The sequence below is a fragment of the Pseudomonas sp. CH235 genome (assembly GCF_004368175.1).
In the GTDB taxonomy this organism is placed as follows: Bacteria; Pseudomonadota; Gammaproteobacteria; order Pseudomonadales; family Pseudomonadaceae; genus Aquipseudomonas; species Aquipseudomonas paraglycinae.
This window is the reverse complement of sequence record NZ_RRZJ01000004.1, coordinates 156604-178398: the sequence shown is the minus strand read 5'-3', so window position 1 is coordinate 178398 and position 21795 is coordinate 156604. Positions and strand designations below refer to the sequence as shown.

Annotated in this window: 20 protein-coding genes; 7 read left to right on the top strand and 13 right to left on the bottom strand. The window is 61.6% G+C overall.

What is annotated here, in order from left to right:
- Positions 1-22 precede the first annotated feature (22 nt).
- Complete coding sequence (locus EIY71_RS06400) at positions 23-592, bottom strand: GNAT family N-acetyltransferase (protein ID WP_064382143.1); 570 nt, start codon at positions 590-592, stop codon at positions 23-25.
- Between the two features lie 82 nt (positions 593-674).
- Here EIY71_RS06400 and EIY71_RS06395 point away from each other — a divergent pair, with 82 nt between their 5' ends.
- Complete coding sequence (locus EIY71_RS06395) at positions 675-1595, top strand: histone deacetylase (RefSeq protein ID WP_102716637.1); 921 nt, start codon at positions 675-677, stop codon at positions 1593-1595.
- A gap of 175 nt (positions 1596-1770) precedes the next feature.
- Complete coding sequence (locus EIY71_RS06390; RefSeq protein WP_102716638.1) at positions 1771-3012, top strand: TIGR03862 family flavoprotein; 1242 nt, start codon at positions 1771-1773, stop codon at positions 3010-3012.
- 38 nt (positions 3013-3050) lie between these two features.
- On the opposite strand, the gene EIY71_RS06385 is transcribed toward EIY71_RS06390, so the two are convergent.
- Together EIY71_RS06385 and yedA are read right to left on the bottom strand one after the other, a co-directional pair.
- On the bottom strand, positions 3051-4391 hold the full coding sequence (locus tag EIY71_RS06385; protein ID WP_007958742.1) for a DEAD/DEAH box helicase: 1341 nt from the start codon (positions 4389-4391) through the stop codon (positions 3051-3053).
- A gap of 66 nt (positions 4392-4457) precedes the next feature.
- Positions 4458-5408: a drug/metabolite exporter YedA gene (yedA, locus tag EIY71_RS06380; RefSeq protein ID WP_085747674.1), complete on the bottom strand. Its 951-nt coding sequence runs from the start codon at positions 5406-5408 to the stop codon at positions 4458-4460.
- A 163-nt stretch (positions 5409-5571) separates the two neighbouring features.
- Here yedA and EIY71_RS06375 point away from each other — a divergent pair, with 163 nt between their 5' ends.
- On the top strand, positions 5572-6024 hold the full coding sequence (locus EIY71_RS06375; RefSeq protein ID WP_134020994.1) for an Lrp/AsnC family transcriptional regulator: 453 nt from the start codon (positions 5572-5574) through the stop codon (positions 6022-6024).
- Positions 6025-6081: 57 nt separating this feature from the next.
- Here EIY71_RS06375 and EIY71_RS06370 read toward each other — a convergent pair whose 3' ends face one another.
- Positions 6082-6600: a Bro-N domain-containing protein gene (locus EIY71_RS06370; protein WP_134020992.1), complete on the bottom strand. Its 519-nt coding sequence runs from the start codon at positions 6598-6600 to the stop codon at positions 6082-6084.
- 457 nt (positions 6601-7057) lie between these two features.
- On the opposite strand from EIY71_RS06370, the gene EIY71_RS06365 reads away from it, so the two are divergent.
- Positions 7058-8062, top strand: coding sequence for a hypothetical protein (locus EIY71_RS06365; RefSeq protein WP_134020989.1), 1005 nt, complete (start codon positions 7058-7060; stop codon positions 8060-8062).
- Positions 8063-8150: 88 nt separating this feature from the next.
- On the opposite strand, the gene EIY71_RS06360 is transcribed toward EIY71_RS06365, so the two are convergent.
- The 3 genes from EIY71_RS06360 to EIY71_RS06350 all read right to left on the bottom strand — a co-directional run bounded on the left by EIY71_RS06360 (position 8151) and on the right by EIY71_RS06350 (position 10173).
- On the bottom strand, positions 8151-8756 hold the full coding sequence (locus EIY71_RS06360) for a PolC-type DNA polymerase III (RefSeq protein WP_134020986.1): 606 nt from the start codon (positions 8754-8756) through the stop codon (positions 8151-8153).
- A 41-nt stretch (positions 8757-8797) separates the two neighbouring features.
- Positions 8798-9277, bottom strand: coding sequence for an NYN domain-containing protein (locus EIY71_RS06355; RefSeq protein WP_134020984.1), 480 nt, complete (start codon positions 9275-9277; stop codon positions 8798-8800).
- A 137-nt stretch (positions 9278-9414) separates the two neighbouring features.
- Positions 9415-10173: a DUF2076 domain-containing protein gene (locus tag EIY71_RS06350; protein ID WP_134020981.1), complete on the bottom strand. Its 759-nt coding sequence runs from the start codon at positions 10171-10173 to the stop codon at positions 9415-9417.
- A gap of 178 nt (positions 10174-10351) precedes the next feature.
- On the opposite strand from EIY71_RS06350, the gene EIY71_RS06345 reads away from it, so the two are divergent.
- Both EIY71_RS06345 and EIY71_RS06340 read left to right on the top strand, forming a co-directional pair.
- Positions 10352-11026, top strand: a complete 675-nt coding sequence (locus tag EIY71_RS06345; protein WP_218191738.1) for a YciC family protein — start codon at positions 10352-10354, stop codon at positions 11024-11026.
- A 74-nt stretch (positions 11027-11100) separates the two neighbouring features.
- Positions 11101-12177, top strand: a complete 1077-nt coding sequence (locus EIY71_RS06340; protein WP_134020978.1) for an endonuclease/exonuclease/phosphatase family protein — start codon at positions 11101-11103, stop codon at positions 12175-12177.
- Positions 12178-12179: 2 nt separating this feature from the next.
- Here the strand turns inward: EIY71_RS06340 and EIY71_RS06335 are convergent, their stop codons facing one another.
- The 5 genes from EIY71_RS06335 to EIY71_RS06315 all read right to left on the bottom strand — a co-directional run bounded on the left by EIY71_RS06335 (position 12180) and on the right by EIY71_RS06315 (position 18011).
- Positions 12180-13016 (bottom strand): ABC transporter ATP-binding protein, encoded by an 837-nt coding sequence (locus EIY71_RS06335; RefSeq protein WP_134020975.1) that lies wholly within the window; start codon positions 13014-13016, stop codon positions 12180-12182.
- On the bottom strand, positions 13004-13807 hold the full coding sequence (locus tag EIY71_RS06330) for an ABC transporter permease (RefSeq protein ID WP_007958721.1): 804 nt from the start codon (positions 13805-13807) through the stop codon (positions 13004-13006). Before EIY71_RS06330 ends, EIY71_RS06335 begins: the two co-directional genes overlap by 13 nt.
- A 10-nt stretch (positions 13808-13817) precedes the next feature.
- Complete coding sequence (locus EIY71_RS06325) at positions 13818-14795, bottom strand: ABC transporter substrate-binding protein (protein ID WP_134020972.1); 978 nt, start codon at positions 14793-14795, stop codon at positions 13818-13820.
- 319 nt (positions 14796-15114) lie between these two features.
- Positions 15115-16485, bottom strand: a complete 1371-nt coding sequence (locus EIY71_RS06320; protein WP_064382156.1) for an aspartate aminotransferase family protein — start codon at positions 16483-16485, stop codon at positions 15115-15117.
- Between the two features lie 32 nt (positions 16486-16517).
- Positions 16518-18011 (bottom strand): aldehyde dehydrogenase, encoded by a 1494-nt coding sequence (locus EIY71_RS06315; protein WP_134020969.1) that lies wholly within the window; start codon positions 18009-18011, stop codon positions 16518-16520.
- 239 nt (positions 18012-18250) lie between these two features.
- Here EIY71_RS06315 and EIY71_RS06310 point away from each other — a divergent pair, with 239 nt between their 5' ends.
- Complete coding sequence (locus tag EIY71_RS06310) at positions 18251-19165, top strand: LysR substrate-binding domain-containing protein (protein ID WP_085747763.1); 915 nt, start codon at positions 18251-18253, stop codon at positions 19163-19165.
- 3 nt (positions 19166-19168) lie between these two features.
- On the opposite strand, the gene hrpB is transcribed toward EIY71_RS06310, so the two are convergent.
- Complete coding sequence (gene hrpB / locus EIY71_RS06305) at positions 19169-21688, bottom strand: ATP-dependent helicase HrpB (RefSeq protein WP_134020966.1); 2520 nt, start codon at positions 21686-21688, stop codon at positions 19169-19171.
- Positions 21689-21795: the final 107 nt, after the last annotated feature.

The following is a 21795-nucleotide window of genomic DNA, read 5'->3' as shown; positions in this document are numbered from 1 at the left end:
CATTGTAAACGTCCGTGTCGGCTTAGCCATGCAGGGTCTGCAGCCATTGCTCCCGGGTGATGCGGTACAACACGTGTCGACGCAACGGATGGTCGACCGCCAGTTTCGGGTGATCAAAATCGTCGGCTGGATCGTGATGCATGCCGATCGCCTGCATGACTTTTTCCGACGGCAGATTGCTCTGCGCAGTGAAGGACACGATTTCCTTCAGGGCCAACCGGTCAAAACCGCAGCGCAGCGCGGTCCACGCCGCCTCGCTGGCATAACCGAGGCCCCAGTGTTCCTTGGCCAGCCGCCAGCCGATTTCCACCGCCGGGGTGAACGGCGCATCGAAGCCGACCACGCCGAGCCCGGTAAAACCGATGAACTCGCCGCTGTCCTTGCGCTCCAGCGCCCACAGGCCATAACCGTGCTCGGCAAAATGCCCGCGCACCCGGCCGATCAACGCGGCGCTTTCCAGCCGGCTCAAGGGCGCGGGGAAGTAGCGCATCACCTGCGGGTCGGCGCACATTGCCGCGAACGCCGGCAAATCCTCGTCCTGCCATTGGCGCATCAGCAGCCTTGCGCTTTCCAGCTCCAGTATCGGTTCCATCCCGCCCCTCCGCTTGATGCCGTCAGTCTACATCGCTGTTAGGCTTTGCACTCTTTCCTGCAGCCTTTATGAATAGTCCACCATGCCGTTGCCGCTGATCTACCACGAAGACTACAGCCCGGAATTCCCGGCGGAACACCGCTTCCCCATGGACAAGTTCCGCCTGCTGCGCGATCACCTGGTGGACAGCGGCCTGACCCGCGACGAAGACCTGCTGCGCCCTGAACTGTGCCCCGCCGACATTCTCGCCCTGGCCCATGACCGCGGTTATATCGAACGCTACATGAGTGGCGAGTTGTCCCGCGAAGACCAGCGGCGCCTCGGTCTGCCGTGGAACGAAGCCCTGGCCCGACGCACGGTGCGGGCGGTCGGCGGTTCGATTCTCGCGGCAGAGAAAGCCCTGGAACATGGCCTGGCCTGTCACCTCGCCGGTGGCACCCATCACGCCCACTACGATTACCCCGCCGGCTTCTGCATCTTCAATGACCTGGCGATCATCAGTCACTATTTGCTGCAAAGCGGCCGGGTGAACCGGGTGCTGATCTTCGACTGCGACGTGCATCAGGGCGACGGCACTGCACGGATTCTGCACAACACCCCGGAAGCAATCACCGTTTCCCTGCACTGCGAAAAGAACTTTCCTGCACGCAAGGCCGAAAGCGACTGGGACATTCCGCTGCCCAACGGCATGGGCGATGCCGATTACCTGAAAGTGGTCGACGACGCGCTCAACTATCTGCTGCCGCTGTATCAGCCTGATCTGGTGCTGTACGACGCCGGCGTCGACGTGCACAAGGACGACGCCCTCGGTTATCTGCAACTGACTGACGAAGGCGTCGCCGCCCGCGACGAAAGCGTGATGCGCCACTGCCTGGGCCGCGACATCCCGGTGGTCGGCGTGATCGGCGGCGGATACAGCAAGGATCGCCAGGCCCTCGCCCGCCGCCACGGCATCTTGCATCACAGTGCGCAGCGCGTCTGGCAGTCATCGGGTTGTCATTGAGTTGTGCTGCGTTACCCACAGTGGCTGTGGAACGGCCTGTGGATAACCTGAGCGAAAGGGACTACAGCCCACGCTGAACATGGCTTGCAGCGCGCTGGTTGTTTTTTGATCAGGCCTGACGATGGTCGCTGCTGCTAGAATGCGCGGCTTATTCCGCCACGCTATTGCCGCTGCCATGACCCAGACTTCTGCCGCCCTTCCCGCTCACGTCGCCATCATCGGCGGTGGCCCCGCCGGCCTGATGGCCGCCGAAGTGCTGAGCCAGGCCGGAGTCCGCGTCGATCTGTACGACGGCATGCCCTCGGTGGGCCGCAAGTTCCTGCTGGCCGGGGTCGGCGGCATGAACATCACCCACTCCGAAGCCTACCCGGCATTCCTCTCGCGCTACGCCGAACGCGCCCCGAACATCGCCCCGCTGCTGCGCGCGTTCGACGCCGACGCACTGTGCCGCTGGATCAACGAACTGGGCATCGAAACCTTCATCGGCAGCTCCGGCCGGGTGTTCCCCACCGACATGAAAGCCGCGCCATTGCTGCGCGCCTGGCTCAAGCGCCTGCGCGACAGCGGCGTGGTTATCCACACCCGCCACCGCTGGCTCGGCTGGGACGAAAACGGCGCGCTGCGCATCGACAGCCCGGAAGGCGAGAAAACCTTTTCCCCCGACGCCACCCTGCTCGCCCTCGGCGGCGGCAGCTGGTCGCGACTGGGTTCCGACGGCGCGTGGATGCTGCCGCTGGAGCAACGCGGCGTAGGACTGTCGCCGTTGCAGCCGAGTAACTGCGGCTTCGAGGTGCAGGCCTGGAGCGAGTTGATGGTCAGCAAATTCGCTGGAGCACCGTTGAAAAACATCGCCATCGGTTTGAACGACGATGTTCCGCGTTTGGGTGAATGCGTGATCACCGCGACCGGCATCGAGGGCAGCCTGATCTACGCGCTGTCAGCGCCGATTCGTGAGGCGATCAATGTGCACGGTGCCGCGACCATTCACATCGACCTGCTGCCCGGCCGGCCTGTGGATAAATTGCAGGCGGCATTGAGCAAACCACGGGGTTCGCGCTCCATGGCCAAGCATCTGCACAGTCAGGTCGGGATTGATGGCGTGAAGGCGGCGCTGTTGCGAGAACTCACTGATGCAGCGACGTTTGCCGATCCAGCGTTGCTGGCCAGGGCGATCAAGGCTTTGCCGCTGACGCTGGTGAAAACCCGACCGCTGGATGAGGCGATCAGCAGTGCCGGTGGCGTGACGTTTGAAGCGATGGATGAGCGGATGATGCTCAAGGCGTTGCCGGGGGTGTTTTGTGCGGGGGAGATGCTGGATTGGGAAGCGCCGACTGGAGGGTATTTGCTGACGGCGTGTTTTGCCAGTGGCCGGGCGGCCGGAGCTGGAATGCTGGACTGGTTGAAACAGCGTAACTGATCGTTCCCGCATTGCGCGGGAACGACCCTGTCTGACGCTTAAGGCTTACGCTTACGCGGCCCGGTATTGAACACCGGCACCTTGCGCACAGGCTTGATCGAAGGCTCCGGCGCCTGAGTCTCGCCGCTGTCCACCCACTTGCCCAGATTGCGCTTGCCACCGCCACCACCGGAAGCTTTCGGCTTCTTCGGTTTCTTCGGCTTCTTGATCACCTGGCCACTGGCATCGGTGTCCGGCACGCGGTGCTCCGGCACGAAGTCCGGCTCAACCTCACGCTTCAACGTGCTGCGAGTCAGCATTTCAATCGCCGACAACATGTTCACTTCATCAGCGCACACCAGCGAGATCGCCTCACCGGTCGAACCCGCGCGGCCAGTCCGGCCGATACGGTGAATGTAATCCTCGGCCACGATCGGCAGATCAAAGTTGACCACCAGCGGCAAATCTTCGATATCCAGACCACGGGCAGCAACATCAGTGGCCACCAGAATCTGCACTTCGCTCAGCTTGAACCGATCCAGCGCCCGCTGCCGGGTCGCTTGCGGCTTGTCGCCGTGGATACCGTCGGCGTTCACGCCCAGGCCCTGAAGTTTCTCGACCAGCGCGTCCACACCATTACGGGTCTTGGCGAACACCAGCACCTGCTTCCACTTGTTCTTGCGCATCAGGTGCACGAACAGTTCCGGCTTGCGCTTCTTGTCCACCGTCACCACCCACTGCTTGACGGTGTTGGCGGCCACGTTGCGCGGGCTGACTTCGATGCTCTGCGGATCGTTGAGCATCTGCCCGGCCAGCAGGCGGATGTCATCGGAGAAGGTCGCGGAGAACAGCAGCGTCTGACGTTTTTTCGGCAGCGCGCGGTAAATGTTCGCCAGCTCTTCGGAAAAGCCCAGGTCGAGCATGCGGTCTGCTTCGTCCAGCACCAGAGTTTGCAGCTGGTTGAACTTCAGCGCGTTCTGACGGAACAGATCGAGCAGACGGCCCGGGGTCGCGACCAGCAGATCGACGCCACCACGCAGCTTCATCATCTGCGGGTTGATGCTGACGCCGCCGTACACCGCGTAAGTACGCAGCGGCAGGTTTTCAGCGTACTGGCGCACGGCTTCGTGGACTTGTTCGGCCAGCTCGCGGGTCGGCACCAGAATCAGCGCACGCACCGAGTTGGCGGTGACTTTCGGCCCTTCCATCGCCAGCAGTTGCAGCAGCGGCAAAGCAAAACCGGCGGTCTTGCCGGTGCCGGTCTGGGCCGCGGCCATCAGGTCGCGACCGGCCAGCACGGCCGGAATGGCCTGCGCCTGCACCGGCGTCGGGGTCTGGTAGCCGAGCTTCTCGAGGGAGCGCAGCAAGGGTTCGATCAGGCCAAGGGTGGCGAAAGTCATGGGAGTACCGTAAGAAAAATCAGAGCAGATTGTGCAAAACGAGTATGCGATGGCGCGCAGTTTACCCTAATTCGCACGCTGCTCCGTCGCTATGACCTTCGCTGCGGCAGCCGGCTCGCTGACCACCGGCGACCGCGCCGGACGCCGCCACTGTGGCAGACTGATCAGCACCACCGCGCCGATGATCACCAGCATTGCCAGCGCTTCTTCGATGCCGATGGTCTCGCCGACAAACACGATCCCCAGCAACACCGCCACCGCCGGGTTGACGTAGGCATAACTGGTGGCTGCCGCCGGACGAACGTTTTTCAACAGATACATGTAAGCGTTGAAAGCGATGATCGAGCCAAAGAAGATCAGGTACGCCAGCGCCAGCCAGCCTTCCAGCGGCGGCATAGCCTGCAGGTGTTCACCGCTGGCCGCGCTGCCGATCAACAGCACCACGCCACCAACCAGCATTTCCACGGCACTGGCCATTGCGCCCTGAGGCAGCGGCAGGTGTTTGCTCCACACCGAACCGAACGCCCAGCTCGCTGCCGCGAAAATCAGCAACGCCGCGCCCAGCGGACTCGATTGCAGGTTGGAGCCCATGTTGAGCATCGCGATGCCGATAATCCCCATCACCACCCCGGCCCACTCCAAGCGGGTGTTGCGCGCCCCCCAGAGATAACCGCAGAGCAAAGTGAACAGCGGCACCGTCGCCACCGCCAGCGCCGCGACACCCGACGCCACGCCGCTGTGCTCGGCCAAGGTCACCGCGCCGTTGCCGAAGCTCAGCAACAAAATCCCGATGATCCCCGCCGCTTTCCATTGCGCCCAGGTCGGCGCCGGTGCCCCGCGCCAGCGCAGGAACGCGTACATCAGAGTGCCGGCAATCACGAAGCGCACGCCGCCGAGCATCAGCGGCGGCCAGTACTCGACGCCGATGCGGATCACCAGATAGGTCGATCCCCAAATCACGTACAACGCAAAAAACGCGGCGATCAAGGGCAAGGAAAAACGGCGCAAGGCAGACATGGGCAGCTCGAAAGTCAGACTCAGGGGATTGATTATTCTAGAAAGGCCAACCGCTAAAAATAAGTTACAAAACCTGTTTATAGCGCCGGTACACTTTCGAAAACACGGAGATCGACGGCCAAAACCGCGATTTCGAAAGTCTGGCAATTTCAGGAGTCTGACCTTGGACAAATACGACCGCATGCTGCTCAGCGCCCTGCTCGAAAACGGTCGCGCGTCCTACGCCGACCTCGCCCGCAAAGTGAACCTCTCCGCCCCCGCCGTCGCCGAGCGCGTGGCCAAACTTGAGGCGGCCGGAGTAATCACCGGGTATCAGGCGAACATCGACCTGTCGAAAATCGGCTTGCCGATCCAGTGCGTGATCGAATTGCGTCTCCACCAGAACGGCAGTCAAAAGGTCTACGACGAACTGGTGAAAATTCCGCAACTGACCGAGTGCTTTCGAGTGACGGGCGATCCGTGCGTGATCATGAAGGCCGCGGTGGGTTCGATGACCGAGCTGGAGGATTTGATCAACCGGGTGGCGAAATTCGGGTTCAGCAAGACGTCGATCGTGTTGTCGAGTGCGATAGAGAAGCGGGTGCCATTGGGGCATATCGAAGGGAACGGCAAGTAACCTTCTCGTCCCGCTCGTTCCCACGCTTTGCGTGGGAACGTTCATCGCGAGGGTCCATCAGCCGTAGCTGTAGCCTTCTTGGCTCAAGAGGCTTGGCATGTCCCGCAAGCGAATCCACGGCTCGTTGCGCCAATGCAACAGCTTCAAGGTCTGCCCCTCACATAGCATCAACTGCAGATGTGGGCGCGGACTGAAAGAAGACAACACATCCTCGTGCAGTAAGGGCACTACCTCATGAGTCAGCCAACGGCGTAGATGGCGGTTTTCCGGAGAGTAGTGATAAACCAGCATTGCATAGACACCTGACTCGCTGAGCATCAGGGTTTCCTGAGTGTCATCAGGTCCCGAAAGGCAAATCGTACGTCGCTGATCCGAATCAAGCTTGAGCACCTGCCGGTCATTGATTTCCAACCCCATCAGACGACCAATACCTCGGGCGCAGAACCAGGCTTCGCCATGTACCAGAGCGGCTTGCAGCTGGATGTGATGGCGGATGAAGGTTTGGGGTTTTACGAGTGACTCACGGCTGAATGACGAGCCGGCGTTTTTTGGAGCGTTGGGAATTACTTTGATCATGGCAAATCACCTAACGAAAGTTGGAGCCGCCAGCATCACTTGCAGATGATGGGTGGCAGCTGTGCGCGGGTCTGCAAGACCGAGTCGTTAGGCAACCTCGGCAGACCCGAGGGTCTCCCGCACACAGCCACCATAAAATCGTTGGTCGCCAAAAGAGCGACGCGATTATAGGTGCACCGGTCAGTGCCTAACAAATTATCGGCGGGCTTGCAGTCCCGGTCGCTGTATTGGTAGCGACGAGCAGAGGTTATCGGTGGGTTTGTTGGAGCTCAAGACAGATTATCCCTAACATTCGGTAGGACACTTCGACAAACGCTACACACCGCTAAACAGCCTATGTACACAAGATTTCTGTGGCCTATGGACACCGCCAGATGCGACCGATAATGTCCTGCAAAAGGTCGATCTTCGGCGCTCGCAAAAACAAGAATTCAATAAAAAAGAGAGGAACTCAGCGATGACTTGGAAGGGAACCCTACGCGCGATGCAAGCGTCAGCGCGCAGAGCCGAACGAAATTCGAAACGACGCCAACGTGAACTTGAAGTACGACAGAAAGAGTTCGCGAAAATGGAGGCTCGCGAGCAGGCTGCGCATGAAGTTGAAGTCTACGAAAACCACATTGAACTGCTGCTTTCAGTGCACAAGGATTGTGGCGAACAGATCAACTGGGGTGAGTTCGTAAGCCAACCGGCACCGATCAAACCCGTAGAGCTCAATACGCATGAAATCCATGCCAGAGAGAAACACTCCAGCTACAAACCGGGCTTCATTGTTCGCACTTTGAAACTGGAAGCCAGAAAGCGCAGAAAGCTTGAGGAAGCCATTCCCGCAGCAGTGGCCAAAGACAGGCAGAAACTGGCTGAAGAATTGAAAGAGTGGGAAGCGCAGCATCGCGAATGGCAGGAAGACTACGATCTTGCGACGGGAGTGCTCGCCGGTGACGGCCAATCCAGGATTGATGCCGTCATGCAAGTGAACCCTTTCACGGATATCTCACACCTCGGCACCTCCATCACTTTCTCGGTTGGAGAAACCGGCATCTTTGAATGCACGCTTTCGGTTCACGGTGAGAAAGTGATTCCCCAAGAGATCAAGTCACTGCTGCAGAGTGGGAAACTCTCCGTTAAAAAGATGCCGATCAGCAAGTTCAACGAACTGCTGCAGGACTATGTGTGTAGCTGCGTTCTGCGAGTAGGCCAAGAGTTGCTCAGTATCCTTCCAGATCGCATGGTGATCGTGACTGCCGTTGACTCACTTCTTAACTCCGCAACTGGCCATCTGGAAGATCAACCTATCCTCAGTGTCGCTATTTCTCGCGACACGCTGTTCAAGATCAACATGCAAAGCATCGACCCTTCAGACTCGATGAAGAACTTTGTGCATACCATGAACTTCAAGAAAACAACGGGGTTCATGCCAGTGAGCAAAGTCGACAGTCAACAATTTGCCAGTCTGGCCTGACGCAGAAAATTCGCAGCCTTTCGACAGCTCTTACGTGATAGTCGCCAAACCAGGATCTGTCTCAGGCTGCGGTCCCTGAGACCTTAAGTCAGCGATAACGCTGCAAGTGCTCGCCGACCTTTGCAGCCGGGACTTTCTGCAATTTGCACAGCAAGTCGTGCGATAGCTCCCGCACCCCATGCTTGCGCCGCAACTCATCCGCCAGATGCGCCAGCAAATTCGCCGCCATCTCCGCATCCGCCATCGCCCTGTGCGCCTGGCCGGTATGCGGCAGTTGGGCGAAGGTAGTGAGCGTACCGAGCTTGTGATTCGGCGCAGCAGGCATCAAGCGCCGCGCCAGCAGCAGCGAGCAGGCGAAGTTCTGCAGGCGGGTGCGTTTGATCCGGCCCAGTTCGAAGTCCCAGAACTTCTGGTCGAACGCGGCGTTGTGCGCCAGCAAGGGGGTGCAGCCGACGAATTCGTTGACTTCGTTCATCACCCGCTCGGCCGACGGCGCGGTGCGCAGCATGGCGTTGCTGATGCCGGTGAGTTGTTCGATGAAGGCCGGGACGCGCACGCCGGCGTTCATCAGGCTCTGGTAACGCTCGACGATGCGGCCGTTTTCCAGCATGACCACGGCAATTTCCGTGGCCCGGCAGCTGCTGCTCGGCGAGATGCCGGTGGTTTCAAAGTCGATGACTGCAATGCGTTCCAAACCGGGTTGTACTCCGTCCAAATCAAGTCTTGAGCTTGCGCTCAATTTTTCAACAGCAGTGCGCCTTCGATCGGCACGTAACGGCTGGAGGCGCGGATCAGCGAGTTGGCCGTAAGGCCGGGAACGCCGTAGGCCACCGCTTGCACGCCGTGTTTGTTGATGATGCGTTCGAGCAGCATGTCGAAATCGCCGTCACCGGAGGCCAGGACGATTTCGTCGACGTGATCGGCGGCGTCCATGATGTCGAGGGTGATGCCCACGTCCCAGTCGCCCTTGGCCGAGCCATCGCTGCGCTGGATGTAGGGTTTGAGTTTTACGGTGAAACCGAGGTTGCGCAGGATCTGCTGGAACTGCTGCTGTTTGCTGTCGCCCCGGTCGATCGCATAGGCGTAGGCCTCGACGATCTGCCCGTGCTGGCTGACATCCGCCCACAGCGCCGCGTAGTTGAAGTGGCAACCATAGGCCTGACGCACGGTGTAGTAGAGGTTCTGCACATCGGCGAACACTGCGATTTTTTTCACCGGAGTTCCTGTGAGCGCTGACGCGCATGAGCCGGATCAGGCACCAGGCCCGAAAAAGGCGCTCAGTATGCCAGCCCGAAGGAAGGTTCCGCGAATAATCGGCCCGGGGCGATCAGGCGCCCCGGACGAATGGTGAGTCAGACGAAGGAATCGTCGTCATCGAAGAACGATGAGTTGTCATCGCTGTAGTCGGTGTCGGTAAAGCCACCCTGGTCATTACCGTAGGAGTCGTTGTTGGCCATGCGCTGATCATCACCCCAGCCGTTGTTGCTCTGGTCGTTGACTTGAGCCGGCTCTTCCTTGATGACTTCGACGATTTCTTCCGGCTGCTGGTTGTGATGGAACAGGCTGCTGATGCCTTGCGCCAGCATCACGCCACCGGCCACACCGGCCGCCGTTTTCAGGGCGCCGCCGAGGAAGCTGCTGCCGGCTGCCGGGGCCGCTTGTTGCTGGCCATAACCCGGTGGTGGCGCGCCGAAGTTCTGTTGCGGCGCCGGGGCACCGAAGTTCTGCTGCGGTGCCGGCTCACGCCAGCCGCCGGTGGAGGCCGGGGCGCTCTGGGTCGGCGCCGGGCGCGAGCTGCTGCCACCGAAGATGCTCGACAGGAAGCCACCGCCGCTGGAGGCCGGTGGCGCGCTCTGGGCCTTGGCCGATTGCAGCTCGGCCTGCAACTGCTTGACCTGTTGAGTCAGTTGTTTGTTCTGTTCGTCGAGGCTCTTGAGGGCAGCCTCCTGCACCAGAATCGCCTGGGTCATGAAATAACCTGCGGCCGGCTGGCGCGTCAGGTGTTCCTTGATCCGCGCCTCGGCCTGGGCGTCGCGCGGGGCTGCCTCCGTTTCGGCCTGTTGCAGCCGGGAAAACAGTCCATCGATCAGGGTTTGTTCTTCGCTGTTCATGGCGACCTCGTAGATTGCCGGGGATAACGTTGCCCTCCTCCACGTCGGAGAAGATGCACCTCTGTAATGGAGGCAGCAACAGAATGTTTCAATGACCTTTACCGAACGTTTACGTTTGCGCAGCGAAACGGATCATCGGTTAAAGTGGGCCACTGTTTTTGACCTGCGATACCGACTGATGAATGCCTTCGATGTGCTGCGCGACTCCCTGTATTTTTTCAAACGCAATCTGGGCCGGATCGTCCAGTTGTGCCTGCCGCTGGTGATTGTCGAAGCCGTGCTGCAACAGGTGGTCGACCATGCCAGCGACCCGGACGGTTACTCGGCCATCAGCGTGATCGTCGGCCTGCTGGTGTATCCGCTGTACACCGCCGCGCTGATTTTGTTTCTCGACGCCCGCACCCGCGGCGAATCCCCGCAAACCCGCGATCTGCTGGCGATGGCCGCTCGCCTGTGGCCGCGCTTTGCCCTGCTGACTGCGCTGAACACGCTGCTGATCCTGCTCGGTCTGTCCCTGTATTTCCTGCCAGGCCTGTGGCTGATGGTCACTCTGGCCTTCGGTGAGTATCTGCTGGTGCTGCGCGGTTACGGCCCGTTGCAGGCGATGAAAGAAAGCCTGCGCCTGAGCCGTGGGCATTTTCTGCGGATTCTGGCGTGCATCCTGTGTGTGATGGGGCCGCTGTGGCTGCTCAAGGGCCTGACCCTGCAGGTTTATCCGGATCCACAGAATCCGTTGATCGCGGTGCTGATCGACAGCGGCCACAGCTTCCTGCAACTGTTCACCAGCGTGGTGCTGTTCCGCCTATTCATGTTGATCAGCGAATTGCCCGACAAACGTGACGGAATAGTCTGACTGCGCCGCGCTTGGGGTGATCGATGGGTCTCGGGTATGCTCGGGACCACTTCCGTATCGCTATAAGCCGAGCCATGACCCGTCTACTGCGCTACATCCTGTTGCCCGTACTGCTCGCCCTCGCCCTGATCGGCACGCTGATCTACAGCCTGACCTGGCGCCCCGATGCCCGGGAAACCCTGCCGGTCAGTTGCACCGGGCAACCGCCGACGCTGGTGCCCGGCCAGGCCCTGAAAGTCATGACCTGGAACGTGCAATACCTGGCCGGCAAGCGCTACGTGTTCTGGAATGACCTGGCGCAAGGCGAAGACGAAGCCCCGACCCCGGAAGACATGGCGTTCAGCCTCGATGAAGTGGCGCGGGTGATCCGCGACGAACAGCCCGACGTGGTGCTGTTGCAGGAACTGGATGACGGCGCCAAGGCCAGCGACTATCAGAACCAGCTCAAGCTGTTGCAGGAACGCCTCACCGACCTCTACCCGTGCAGCGCCCACGCCTTTGACTGGAAGGCCGACTTCGTCCCGGATCCGCACATCTTCGGCAGCGTCGGCCGGCAACTCGCCACCCTCAGCCGCTACCGCATCGAACACGCCGAGCGCCTGCAATTACCGGTGCAGCCAGCGAACCTCATCAGCCGTCAGTTCCAGCCGAAAGATGCGCTGCTCGCCACCACTTTGCCGCTCAGCGATGGCGGGCAACTGGTGGTGTTCAACACCCATCTGGATCGCGCCACCCAACCGGACGACACCTTGCAAGCGCAGGTGACAGCGGTGGCCAAGGTCCTCGACAAACACGAAAGCCACGGCACGCCGTGGCTGATCGGTGGTGACTTCAACCTGTTGCCGCTCGGCCAGTACCGGCGCCTGCCCACCGAGCAGCGCACGCCGTACTCCGCCGACAGTGCGCTGCATGTGCTGTGGGACAAGTACCCGATGATCCCGACCAACAACGAAGCCAGCGGCATCGACCGCGCCAAATGGCTGACCCATTACCCCAACGACCCCGGCCTCAACGGCCCGGACCGCACGGTCGATTACCTGTTCTACAGCCCGAAGATCAAACGGGTCGAAGCCACGGTGCGGCAGGACGACACCTTGCGCATCTCCGATCATTTACCGGTGATTGCGAAGTTCCTCCTGCCACCCAACTGACCTCAATGGGACCCTTCGAGATCATCGTGCAACAGCCCGAAGATCTGCCGCTTCATGTCGATGAACGAGCGCTCCATGACCATGTCCAGCGTGCGCGGGCGTTCGATCGGCACATCGAGAATCTGCTTGATCCGCCCCGGCCTGGCGCCCATCACATACACCCGATCGCCGAGCAGGATCGCTTCGTCGATGTCGTGGGTGACGAACAACACGGTCTTCTTGCTGTTGCCCCACACCCGCAATAACAGCTGCTGCATTTGCAGGCGGGTCTGGCTGTCGAGGGCGCCGAAGGGTTCGTCCATCAGCAGGATCTGCGGATCGTTGGCCAGCGCCCGGGCAATCGCCACCCGTTGCATCATGCCGCCGGACAACTGCTTGGCGTAGTTGTCGGCAAACCCGGACAAGCCGACTTCATGCACATAGTGATCGACGATTTCCTTGCGCCGCGCCGCCGGCATGCCCCGGCGCTTGAGGCCGAACTCGACGTTCTGCCGCACGGTCAGCCACGGGAACAGCGTGTAGCTCTGAAACACCATCCCGCGATCCGCGCCGGGGCCCTGCACTTGCTGACCGCCAACGTAGATATCGCCGGAGGTCGGCTCGGCCAGCCCGGCGGTAAGGTACAGCAGGCTCGACTTGCCGCAACCGGACGGCCCGACCAGTACCGCGAACTGCTGGTCCGGCACCTCGAACGACACTTCTTCCAGCGCGGTAAACGTACCGCCGCCGGGTTTGCTGTAGCGCAGGCTGACCTTGTCCACCTGCAACCTTGGCGCGGCGTGGGCCGGTGCGGCGACCGGCTCGATGAAACGACGGTTGGCAGCGGTTACTGAGCCCATGCGGCAATCCTCAAACGCAAGAAGCGGAACAGTTGATCGGTGACCAGGCCGAGCAGGCCGATGATCGCGATGGCGAGAAAAATCACGTCGACCTGAAAGCCGCGCATGGCCTTGAGGCTCAAGTAACCGAGGCCGCTCGATGCGGCGACCAGTTCGGCGACCACCAGATACGTCCAGGCCCAGCCCATGGTCACCCGCAAGGTGTCGAGCACGCCGGGCAACGACGCCGGGGCGATCACGTGCAGCACCGCGTCACGCCGGTTGGAGCCGAGGGTGTAGGAGGCGTTGATCAAATCCTTGGAGATGCCTTTGGACACGTCGGCGATCATCACCAGTTGCTGGAAGAACACGCCGAAAATGATCACCGACACTCGCTGTTCCAGACCGATGCCGATCCACAGGATGAACAGCGGCACGAACGAGGTCACCGGCAGATAGCGGATGAAGTTGACCAGCGGTTCGAGGAACGCCTGGACGATGCGAAAGCTGCCCATCAGCAAGCCCAACGGCACCGCCACCAGCGACGACACAATGAAACCGACCATCACCACTTCGACACTGGCCCAGACATGCTGGCCAAGGGTGCCGTCGCGGCTCAGGCGCACCGCCGCTTCGACCACCGCGCCGGGCGTCGGCAGGAACATCCCCGGCACGATGCCGCCGTAGGACAACCCGGCCCACAGGCCGACCAGCAACACCCAGGCCAGACCGCTGGCGCTCCACACCACCGGCACCGGCAATCCGGTCTTCGGCGTGATGCAGCGGCTCAGCCATGAATTGCGCTTGAACATGACCAGTCTCCTAGAGCGGGCTGACGAAACGGTTATCCACCAGATCGTCGTTGCTGACGTTGTAGGGCTTGCCCTGCAATTCGCTGGCGGTTTCGTTGGCCAGTTTGATCAGCGGTGCGCTGTCACCCGGCTTGCCCGGCGAGCCAAGGAGTTTTTCGCTCATGGCCTGATCGTAGAAACGCACGCCCTGCGCGGCGACGGCCAGTTCCTTCGGATCGGACAGGTAACCGCCGACGCCCTTGGCCATGATTTCGTAGGCTTTCTGTGGATGGTCCTTGGTGTATTGCACGGCTTTGTAGAGGCCGGCGACCAGCGCCTTGACGTCCTCCGGCTGCTTCTCGATCACCGTACAGTTGAGCGCCACCACATCGACGATCACCCCCGGCGTACTGCTGCTGTCGATCAGCACCTTGCCCTGCTGCTTGTCGCGCACCATCGACAGATGCGGCTCCCACGTTACGGCGGCCGGCACGCGACCGGCGATGAACGCGGTGGCGGCATCGTCGGCGGTCATGTTCTGCACGGTGATGTCGCTCATGCTCATGCCGTTCTTTTTCAGCAGGTACGAGAGCCAGAACTGCGAGGTCGAACCTTCGTTGACGGCCACGGCCTGGCCCTTGAGTTCCTGCAGGCTCTTCACGTTCTTGCCGACCAGCACGCCGTCGCCGCCATGGCTGTCATCCAGCGCGGCCACAGCCTTGAAGCAGAACTGCGGGCGGTACTTCAGCACTTCGTCGATGGTCGAGGCCGAGCCGGACAATTGCCCGGACGCCTGGGCGGCCATGTACATCGACGCTTCTTCGACCACCGGCAATTCGACGGTCAGGCCGTTTTCCTTGAAGTAGCCCAGATCCTGGGCCAGATACAGGGTGCCGTAACCGACCCACGTGGTATGGCCGATCGACAAGGTGCCAGCCTGAGCGGCGGTGACTGAAAGGGCGGAAATCGCCAGAGGACATGCAAGACGGGTAAACAAGGACTTGTTCATGGAGCACTCCCAACGCTGTTGATTTAGTTGTCATGGGCAGTACGGCCAGCCGTGGTGTCGCGATTGCACGCTGCGGTCTCTGCTGGACTCTGGCGGGCAATGCCTTGGCTGGCGAAATCGATGTTGACCCAGGCTTGGCGTCAGGAAAACGAGGAAATAGTTAGACGCGAACGATGAAAAAACTGGGTAGTGCGCACCGCGAAAGGGCGCGTCGAGCGGGGGTGCCCGAGGTGGGTGCAGATTGGGAAAAAGTCTGGCGGAGATCGTTCCCACGCAGAGCGTGGGAACGATCAGGACACGGAACGAGCGATCGGGGGAGTTAGAGCCGGCCGTATTCCTGCGCCGTACGATCAACCGCTTTCAGGGTCTTACCCACCAGCTCGTCAATCTCTTCACGACTGGCAATCAACGCCGGCGCCATGATCATCCGCCCCAGGGTCGAGCGAATGATCACCCCCTCTTCAAAACCGATCGTGCGGCAGCGCCAGGCGATGTCGTTCTCATTGGCGAAGCGCTTGCGCGTGGCCTTGTCTTCGGCCAGTTGCAACGCCGCGACCATGCCCGTGCCCTGGATATCGCCCACCAGCGGGTGATTGCCGAACACCTCGCGCAGGCACTGTTGCAGGTACGGGCCGATGTCATCCTTGACCCGCGTCACCACGCCTTCATCGCGCAAGGCCTTGAGGTTGGCAATCGCCACCGCCGCCGCCACCGGGTGCCCGGAATAGGTCAGGCCGTGGGCGAACACACCGCCCTGCTCCACCAGCACGTCGGCCATTTTCTTCGACAGGATCAGGCCGCCCATCGGGATGTATCCGGAGGTCAGGCCCTTGGCGATGGACAGAGTGTCCGGCTCGAAACCGAAGTACTCGTGAGCGAACCACTCACCGGTGCGACCGAAGCCGCCGATCACTTCATCGGCGCACAACAGCACATCGTACTTGCGACAGATGCGCTGGATTTCCGGCCAGTAGCTTTCCGGCGGGAAGATCATCCCGCCCGCGCCCTGGAACGGTTCGGCGATGAACCCGGCGACCTTGTCGGCACCCAGCTCGAGGATCTTCGCTTCCAGTTGCTGTGCCGCCCGCAGGCCGAATTCAGCCGGGGTCAGGTTGCCTTCGTGGGCGAAGAAGTACGGCTCGTCGATGTGCGCGATGTCGGGAATCATCCCGCCCATTTCGTGCATGAATTTCATGCCACCGAGGGCCGTCGCGGCCAGGGTCGAACCGTGATAGCCGTTCCAGCGGCCGATCATGATTTTCTTCTCGGGCTTGCCCAGCACCTGCCAGTAACGGCGCACGGTACGGATCAGCACCTCGTTGGCCTCGGAGCCGGAGTTGGTGTAGATCGCGTGGCTGTAGTGCCCAGGCAGCAGGCTGAACAGCAACTCGGAGAGCTCGATCACCTGCGGGTGGGTGGTGTGGAAAAACATGTTGTAGTACGGCAACTGCTCCAGTTGCCGGCTCGCCGCGGCGTTCAGATCCTTGCGCCCGTAGCCGAGGTTGGTGCACCACAGCCCGGACATGCCGTCGAGGTAACGCCGACCATCGTTGTCCCACAGATGCAGGCGGTCACCGCGCACCATCACCCGTGGGCCTTCGTCGTTGAGGGCCTTCTGGTCGACGAACGCATGAATGTGGTGCGCTGCATCGGCGGCCTGGTAGTCGCGGGTTTCACGTGAGGTGGTCATCGCCGGATCTCCTTTCTTGTTGTGAGCGGCTGTCATGAGCGCAGTTGAAACCAGGTGGTTTTCAACTGGGTGTATTTGTCGAACGAGTGCAGCGACAGATCGCGGCCGAAACCGGATTGCCTGCCGCCGCCGAACGGCACGGTCACGTCCAGCGCATCGACGCTGTTGACCGACACCGTACCGGCTCGCAATTGCCGCGCCACCCGATGGGCGCGGTGCAGATCATCGGTCCACAGCGACGCCGCCAGACCGTAGACGCTGTCGTTGGCCAGTCGCAAGGCGTGGGCCTCGTCATCGAACGGCATCACCGCCAGCACCGGGCCGAACACTTCTTCACGAAACAGGGTCATGTGCGGCTGCACGTCGGTGAAAATCGTCGGCTGAATGAAATTGTCCGAACCGTTGAAACTCAGCTGCCGCCCGCCGCAGACGCGGGTCGCGCCTTCGCGTTCGGCCTGGTTGATGAAGCGCAGAATGCTTTCGGTCTGACGAGTATCGACGATTGCCCCTGCCGCACTCGCCGGGTCCAGCGGATCGCCCGGCTGCCAGCGTTCGGCCTGAGCCTTCAGTCGCTCGACGAACTCGTCATGAATCGAGCGCTCCACCAGCAACCGCGAGTTGGCCGAGCAGACTTCGCCCTGATTGAAGAAGATCCCGAACGCGGCTTTCTGCGCCGCCAGATCCAGATCCTTGCAGTCGGCGAACACCAGATTGGCGCTCTTGCCGCCGCACTCCAGCCACACCTGCTTGAGGTTCGACTGCGCGGAGTACTGCATGAAATATTTGCCGACCTGGGTCGAGCCGGTGAACACCAGGCAATCGACATCCGGGTGCAGGCCGAGGGCTTTGCCAGCCTTTTCGCCGAACCCCGGCAGCACGTTCAAAACACCGGCCGGCAGCCCGGCTTCCAGCGCCAGCTCGGCCAAACGCAATGCGGAGAACGGTGATTGCTCGGCGGGTTTGAGAATCACCGAGTTGCCCGCGGCCAGCGCCGGTGCGAGTTTCCACGCGGCCATGTCCAGCGGGAAATTCCAAGGCACCACCGCAGCGACCACGCCCAGCGCTTCGCGGGTGATGGTCGCCAGTACATTCGAGGCGCTCGGCGCGACCTGATCGTAGAGTTTGTCGAGACTTTCGGCGTACCAGCGAAACACCCCGGCGGCGCCCGGGACGTCGATGTTGTAAGCGTCCATCACCGGCTTGCCCATGTTCAGCGAATCGAGCAGCGCCAGCTCTTCGCGATGGGCCAGAATCAGATCCGCCAGCCGCAGCAGCACTTGCTTGCGTTCGGTCGGTGAACGCCCGGCCCAGGTGCCGGCCTCGAACACCTGTCGCGCATTCTGCACCGCCGCATCGACGTCTTCTTCACCGCACGCGGCGACGTTTGCCAGCAGCTGGCCGGTGGCCGGGTTGATCGCGGCAAAGGTCTGCCCCGACTGCGCCGCACGCAGTTTGCCGTTGATCACGGCCTGGTACGGATAGCTCAATTCAGCGGCCTTGCGCTGCCAGTCTGCAAGCTCGAACACGGTGGTTGCTCCTTGGACTTTTATTCTTTTGCGAACACTGCGCAGTCGATAGTCGCTCAGGCTTGTGCGAGCTAAAACCAGTAAAAATGTCTTCGCAGACAATAAAAAAGGTAACCAGCCGATGGCCCCTTCGCGCGCGTATGGGGCTATTGTTCAGAGACAAAAAAACCGCCGACAGAACGGAGGCCGGCGGCTTACAAATTGCTTGGATGTGGAATCCGTTCGCTTTGAGGTTCACCGTGGCCGCTTACAACCTGCGTCAGTTGAAATACTTCATCACCACCGTCGAATGCGGCAGCGTCGCCGAAGCGTCGCGCAAGCTGTACATCGCGCAACCGGCGATTTCCACGGCGATCAAGGGGCTGGAAGACAGCTTCGGCGTTCAACTGCTGATCCGCCATCACGCCCAAGGCGTGTCGCTAACGCCTAGCGGCGCGCGGTTCTTCCGCAAGGCCCAGGAACTGCTGCGCATGGCCAAGGAGTTCGAACAGAACGCCCTCGCCGACAACGACGTGGTGGCCGGGCAGATCGATATCGGCTGTTTTGAAACGGTGGCGCCGCTGTACCTGCCGCAACTGATTGCCGGCTTCTCGGCGCTGTATCCGGGGGTGAAGATCCGCATCCGCGACGGCGAACAACAGGAACTGGTGCAAGGCCTGACCTCGGGCACCTTCGACCTGGCAATCCTCTACAAACACGACCTCGACGCCACCATCGAAACCGAACCCCTGATGCCGGCCCAACGGCCTTACGCCCTGCTCCCGGCAGATCACCGCTTCGCCCAGCTCAAGCAGGTTTCGCTGCGGGACTTGTGCCTGGAACCGATGATCCTGCTCGACGTGCAACCGAGCCGCACCTACTTCGTCAGCCTGTTCGAAGAACTCGGGCTGTCGCCACGCATCGATTTCAGCTCGCCGTCGATCGAAATGGTGCGCGGCATGGTCGGCCAGGGTTTCGGCTTCTCGATCCTGGTGACCCGCCCGCACTCGGAATGCACCTACGACGGCAAGAAAGTCGTGTGCGTCGACATCGTCGAAGACGTCACCGGCTCAGGCCTCGTGGCCGCGTGGCTCAAACGCGGACAACTGACCAAACCGGCGCAGTTGTTTGCCGATTATTGCCGGGAGCAGCTGACCGCGAAGGCCAGCCGCTGAGTTTCACGTACCGCGCGGTTTGGCTCGTGCGGTAGCTTCAGCCACCAGCGGATCATCCGGCCAATAGTGCTTCGGATACCGCCCCTTCAGATCCTTCTTCACCTCGGCATAGGTGCTGCGCCAGAAGTTGGCCAGATCCTGCGTCACCTGCACCGGACGCCGTGCGGGCGACAGCAGGTGCAGCTTGACCACCTGCCGGCCGCCGGCGATGCGCGGCGTGTCGGCGAGGCCGAACAGCTCCTGCAAGCGCACGGCGAGAATCGGTGGCTGTTCGCTGTAGTCGAGTCGAATCGACGAGCCCGACGGCACGCTCAGGTGATGCGGTGCCTGTTCATCGAGCTGTTGCGGCAGTGGCCATGGCAGCAGATTGCGCACGATGCTCGACAGGTCGAGGTTGGCGAAATGACTGAGGCGCGAGACCTTGCCCAGGTACGGCATCAGCCAGTCTTCGAGGGTTTTCAGCAGGGTGGCGTCGCTGACATCCGGCCATTGGCTGTCGCCCTTGGCGTCAAGGTCGAGCTGGCGCAGCAAGGCGACTCGCGCCTGCCACTGGCGCAGTTCCGGAGTCCACGGCAGCAGTTCCAGACCTTTGCGCCGTACCAGATTGACCAGCGCCTGGCTGCGGGCGTTTTCGTCGAGACCGGTCAGCGGTTCGCGGCTGAGGATCAGTTCGCCGACCTTGCGTTGGCGCTCGGCGCGCAGCACGCCTTCGCGTTCGTCCCAGTCCAGTTGATCGACGTTGTGCACTTGTTCGGCCAGCACCGAATCGAACAGCGCCGGATCGAAATCTGCCGCCAGATAAATCCGTTCCTCACGCTGGCCCTGACGGCTGCCAAGGTCGGCGATGACGATCCACGGTTCCTTCATCAGGCTGTCGGCTTCGGCGAACAGCGCCGCACGGCCGTTGGCCAGACGATATTCGGCACCACCGGCACGCCGCTGCTGAGCGACGCGGTCCGGGTAGGCCAGCGCCAGCAAGGCGCCGAGCCAGCGCGGGTGATCCGGATCGGCAACTGGTTCGCTGGCCTTGCCGCGCAGATAGCCGCGATATTGCCGCGCCAGTTGCCGGGCGCGCTGCACGCCGCCCTGGGCACCGCGCGCCGCGCGTTCTTCACCGGACAGCAGCACCAGACGACTGTGCAGATCAGCCCCCGCACCGCGCAAAATATCCCGTTCGCCGAGCAATGCAGCGACGTCGCACGCCATGTTCGCCAGCCCCAGTGCCTGACCGCGCAACAGCAAATGAGCGACGCGCGGGTGCGCCGGCAATTCGGCCATGGCCTGTCCATGGCGATTCAGGCTTTCACCGTCCAGCGCACCGAGGCGCTGCAACAAATCCTGAGCCTGTGCATAAGCGGCCGCTGGCGGCACATCCAGCCAGATCAAATCACTCGGCGCCACGCCCCAGCGCCCGAGTTGCAAAGCCAGGCCAGCCAGATCCGCCGAGAGGATTTCCGCACTGCCATAAGCCGCCAGTTGTTCGTGCTGATCCTGCGACCACAGGCGATAACACACGCCCGGTTCCAGCCGCCCGGCCCGGCCGGCACGCTGGGTGGCACTGGCTTTGGAGATGCGCTGAGTGTCGAGGCGGGTCATGCCGCTGCCCGGATCGAAACGCGGCACTCGCGCCAGCCCGGCGTCGATCACCACGCGTACACCGTTGATGGTCAGACTGGTCTCAGCGATGTTGGTGGCCAGCACCACTTTGCGTTGACCTGCCGGCGCCGGGTCGATGGCGGCACGCTGGGCATTCAGGTCGAGTTCGCCGTGCAACGGGCAGAGCAACACGTCGCTGCGCTCACCGATGGCGTCCGCCAATTGTTGATGGACACGTCGGATTTCCGCCTGCCCCGGCAGGAACACCAACAGGCTGCCGGTTTCATCGTGCAGGGCTTCGAGCACCGTTTGCGTGACGCGTTGATCGATGTATTCGCCGGGCTGGAACGGCCGGCCCCAGCGCATCGTCACCGGGAACATCCGGCCTTCGCTGCGCAGGATCGGCGCGTCGTCGAGCAACCCGGCCAGACGTTCGCCTTCAAGGGTGGCGGACATCAGCAGAATCTTCAGCGGTTGTTCAGCTCGAAACAGCTCGCGACCGTTCAGACTGAGGGCCAGCGCCAGATCGGCGTCGAGACTGCGTTCGTGAAATTCGTCGAAGATCAGCAGGCCCACGCCTTCCAGTGCCGGGTCGTCCTGCAAGCGCCGGGTGAGGATGCCTTCGGTGACGACTTCGATGCGTGTGTTGGGGCCGACCTTGCTGTCGAGGCGGATGCGGTAACCGACGGTTTCACCGACCTTCTCGCCCAGCTCGCTGGCCAGCCGCTCCGCCGCTGCACGCGCCGCCAGTCGACGCGGTTCGAGCATGAGGATGGTCTGCCCGTTCAGCCACGCTTCATTGAGCAGGGCCAAGGGCACGCGGGTGGTTTTACCGGCGCCGGGCGGTGCTTCGAGCACGGCTTCGTGGCGTGTCGCCAACGCTTCACGCAGGGCGGGTAAAACTTCGTCGATCGGCAAAGAAATCATGCTGGCTCCCAAACAGAGCGGCGAGTATAACGGCGAACTGCCACGCGTTCGTCAGGGTCTTAACTTCACACGATGACGCTTCGTTAACAGATGACTCAGGAGATTCC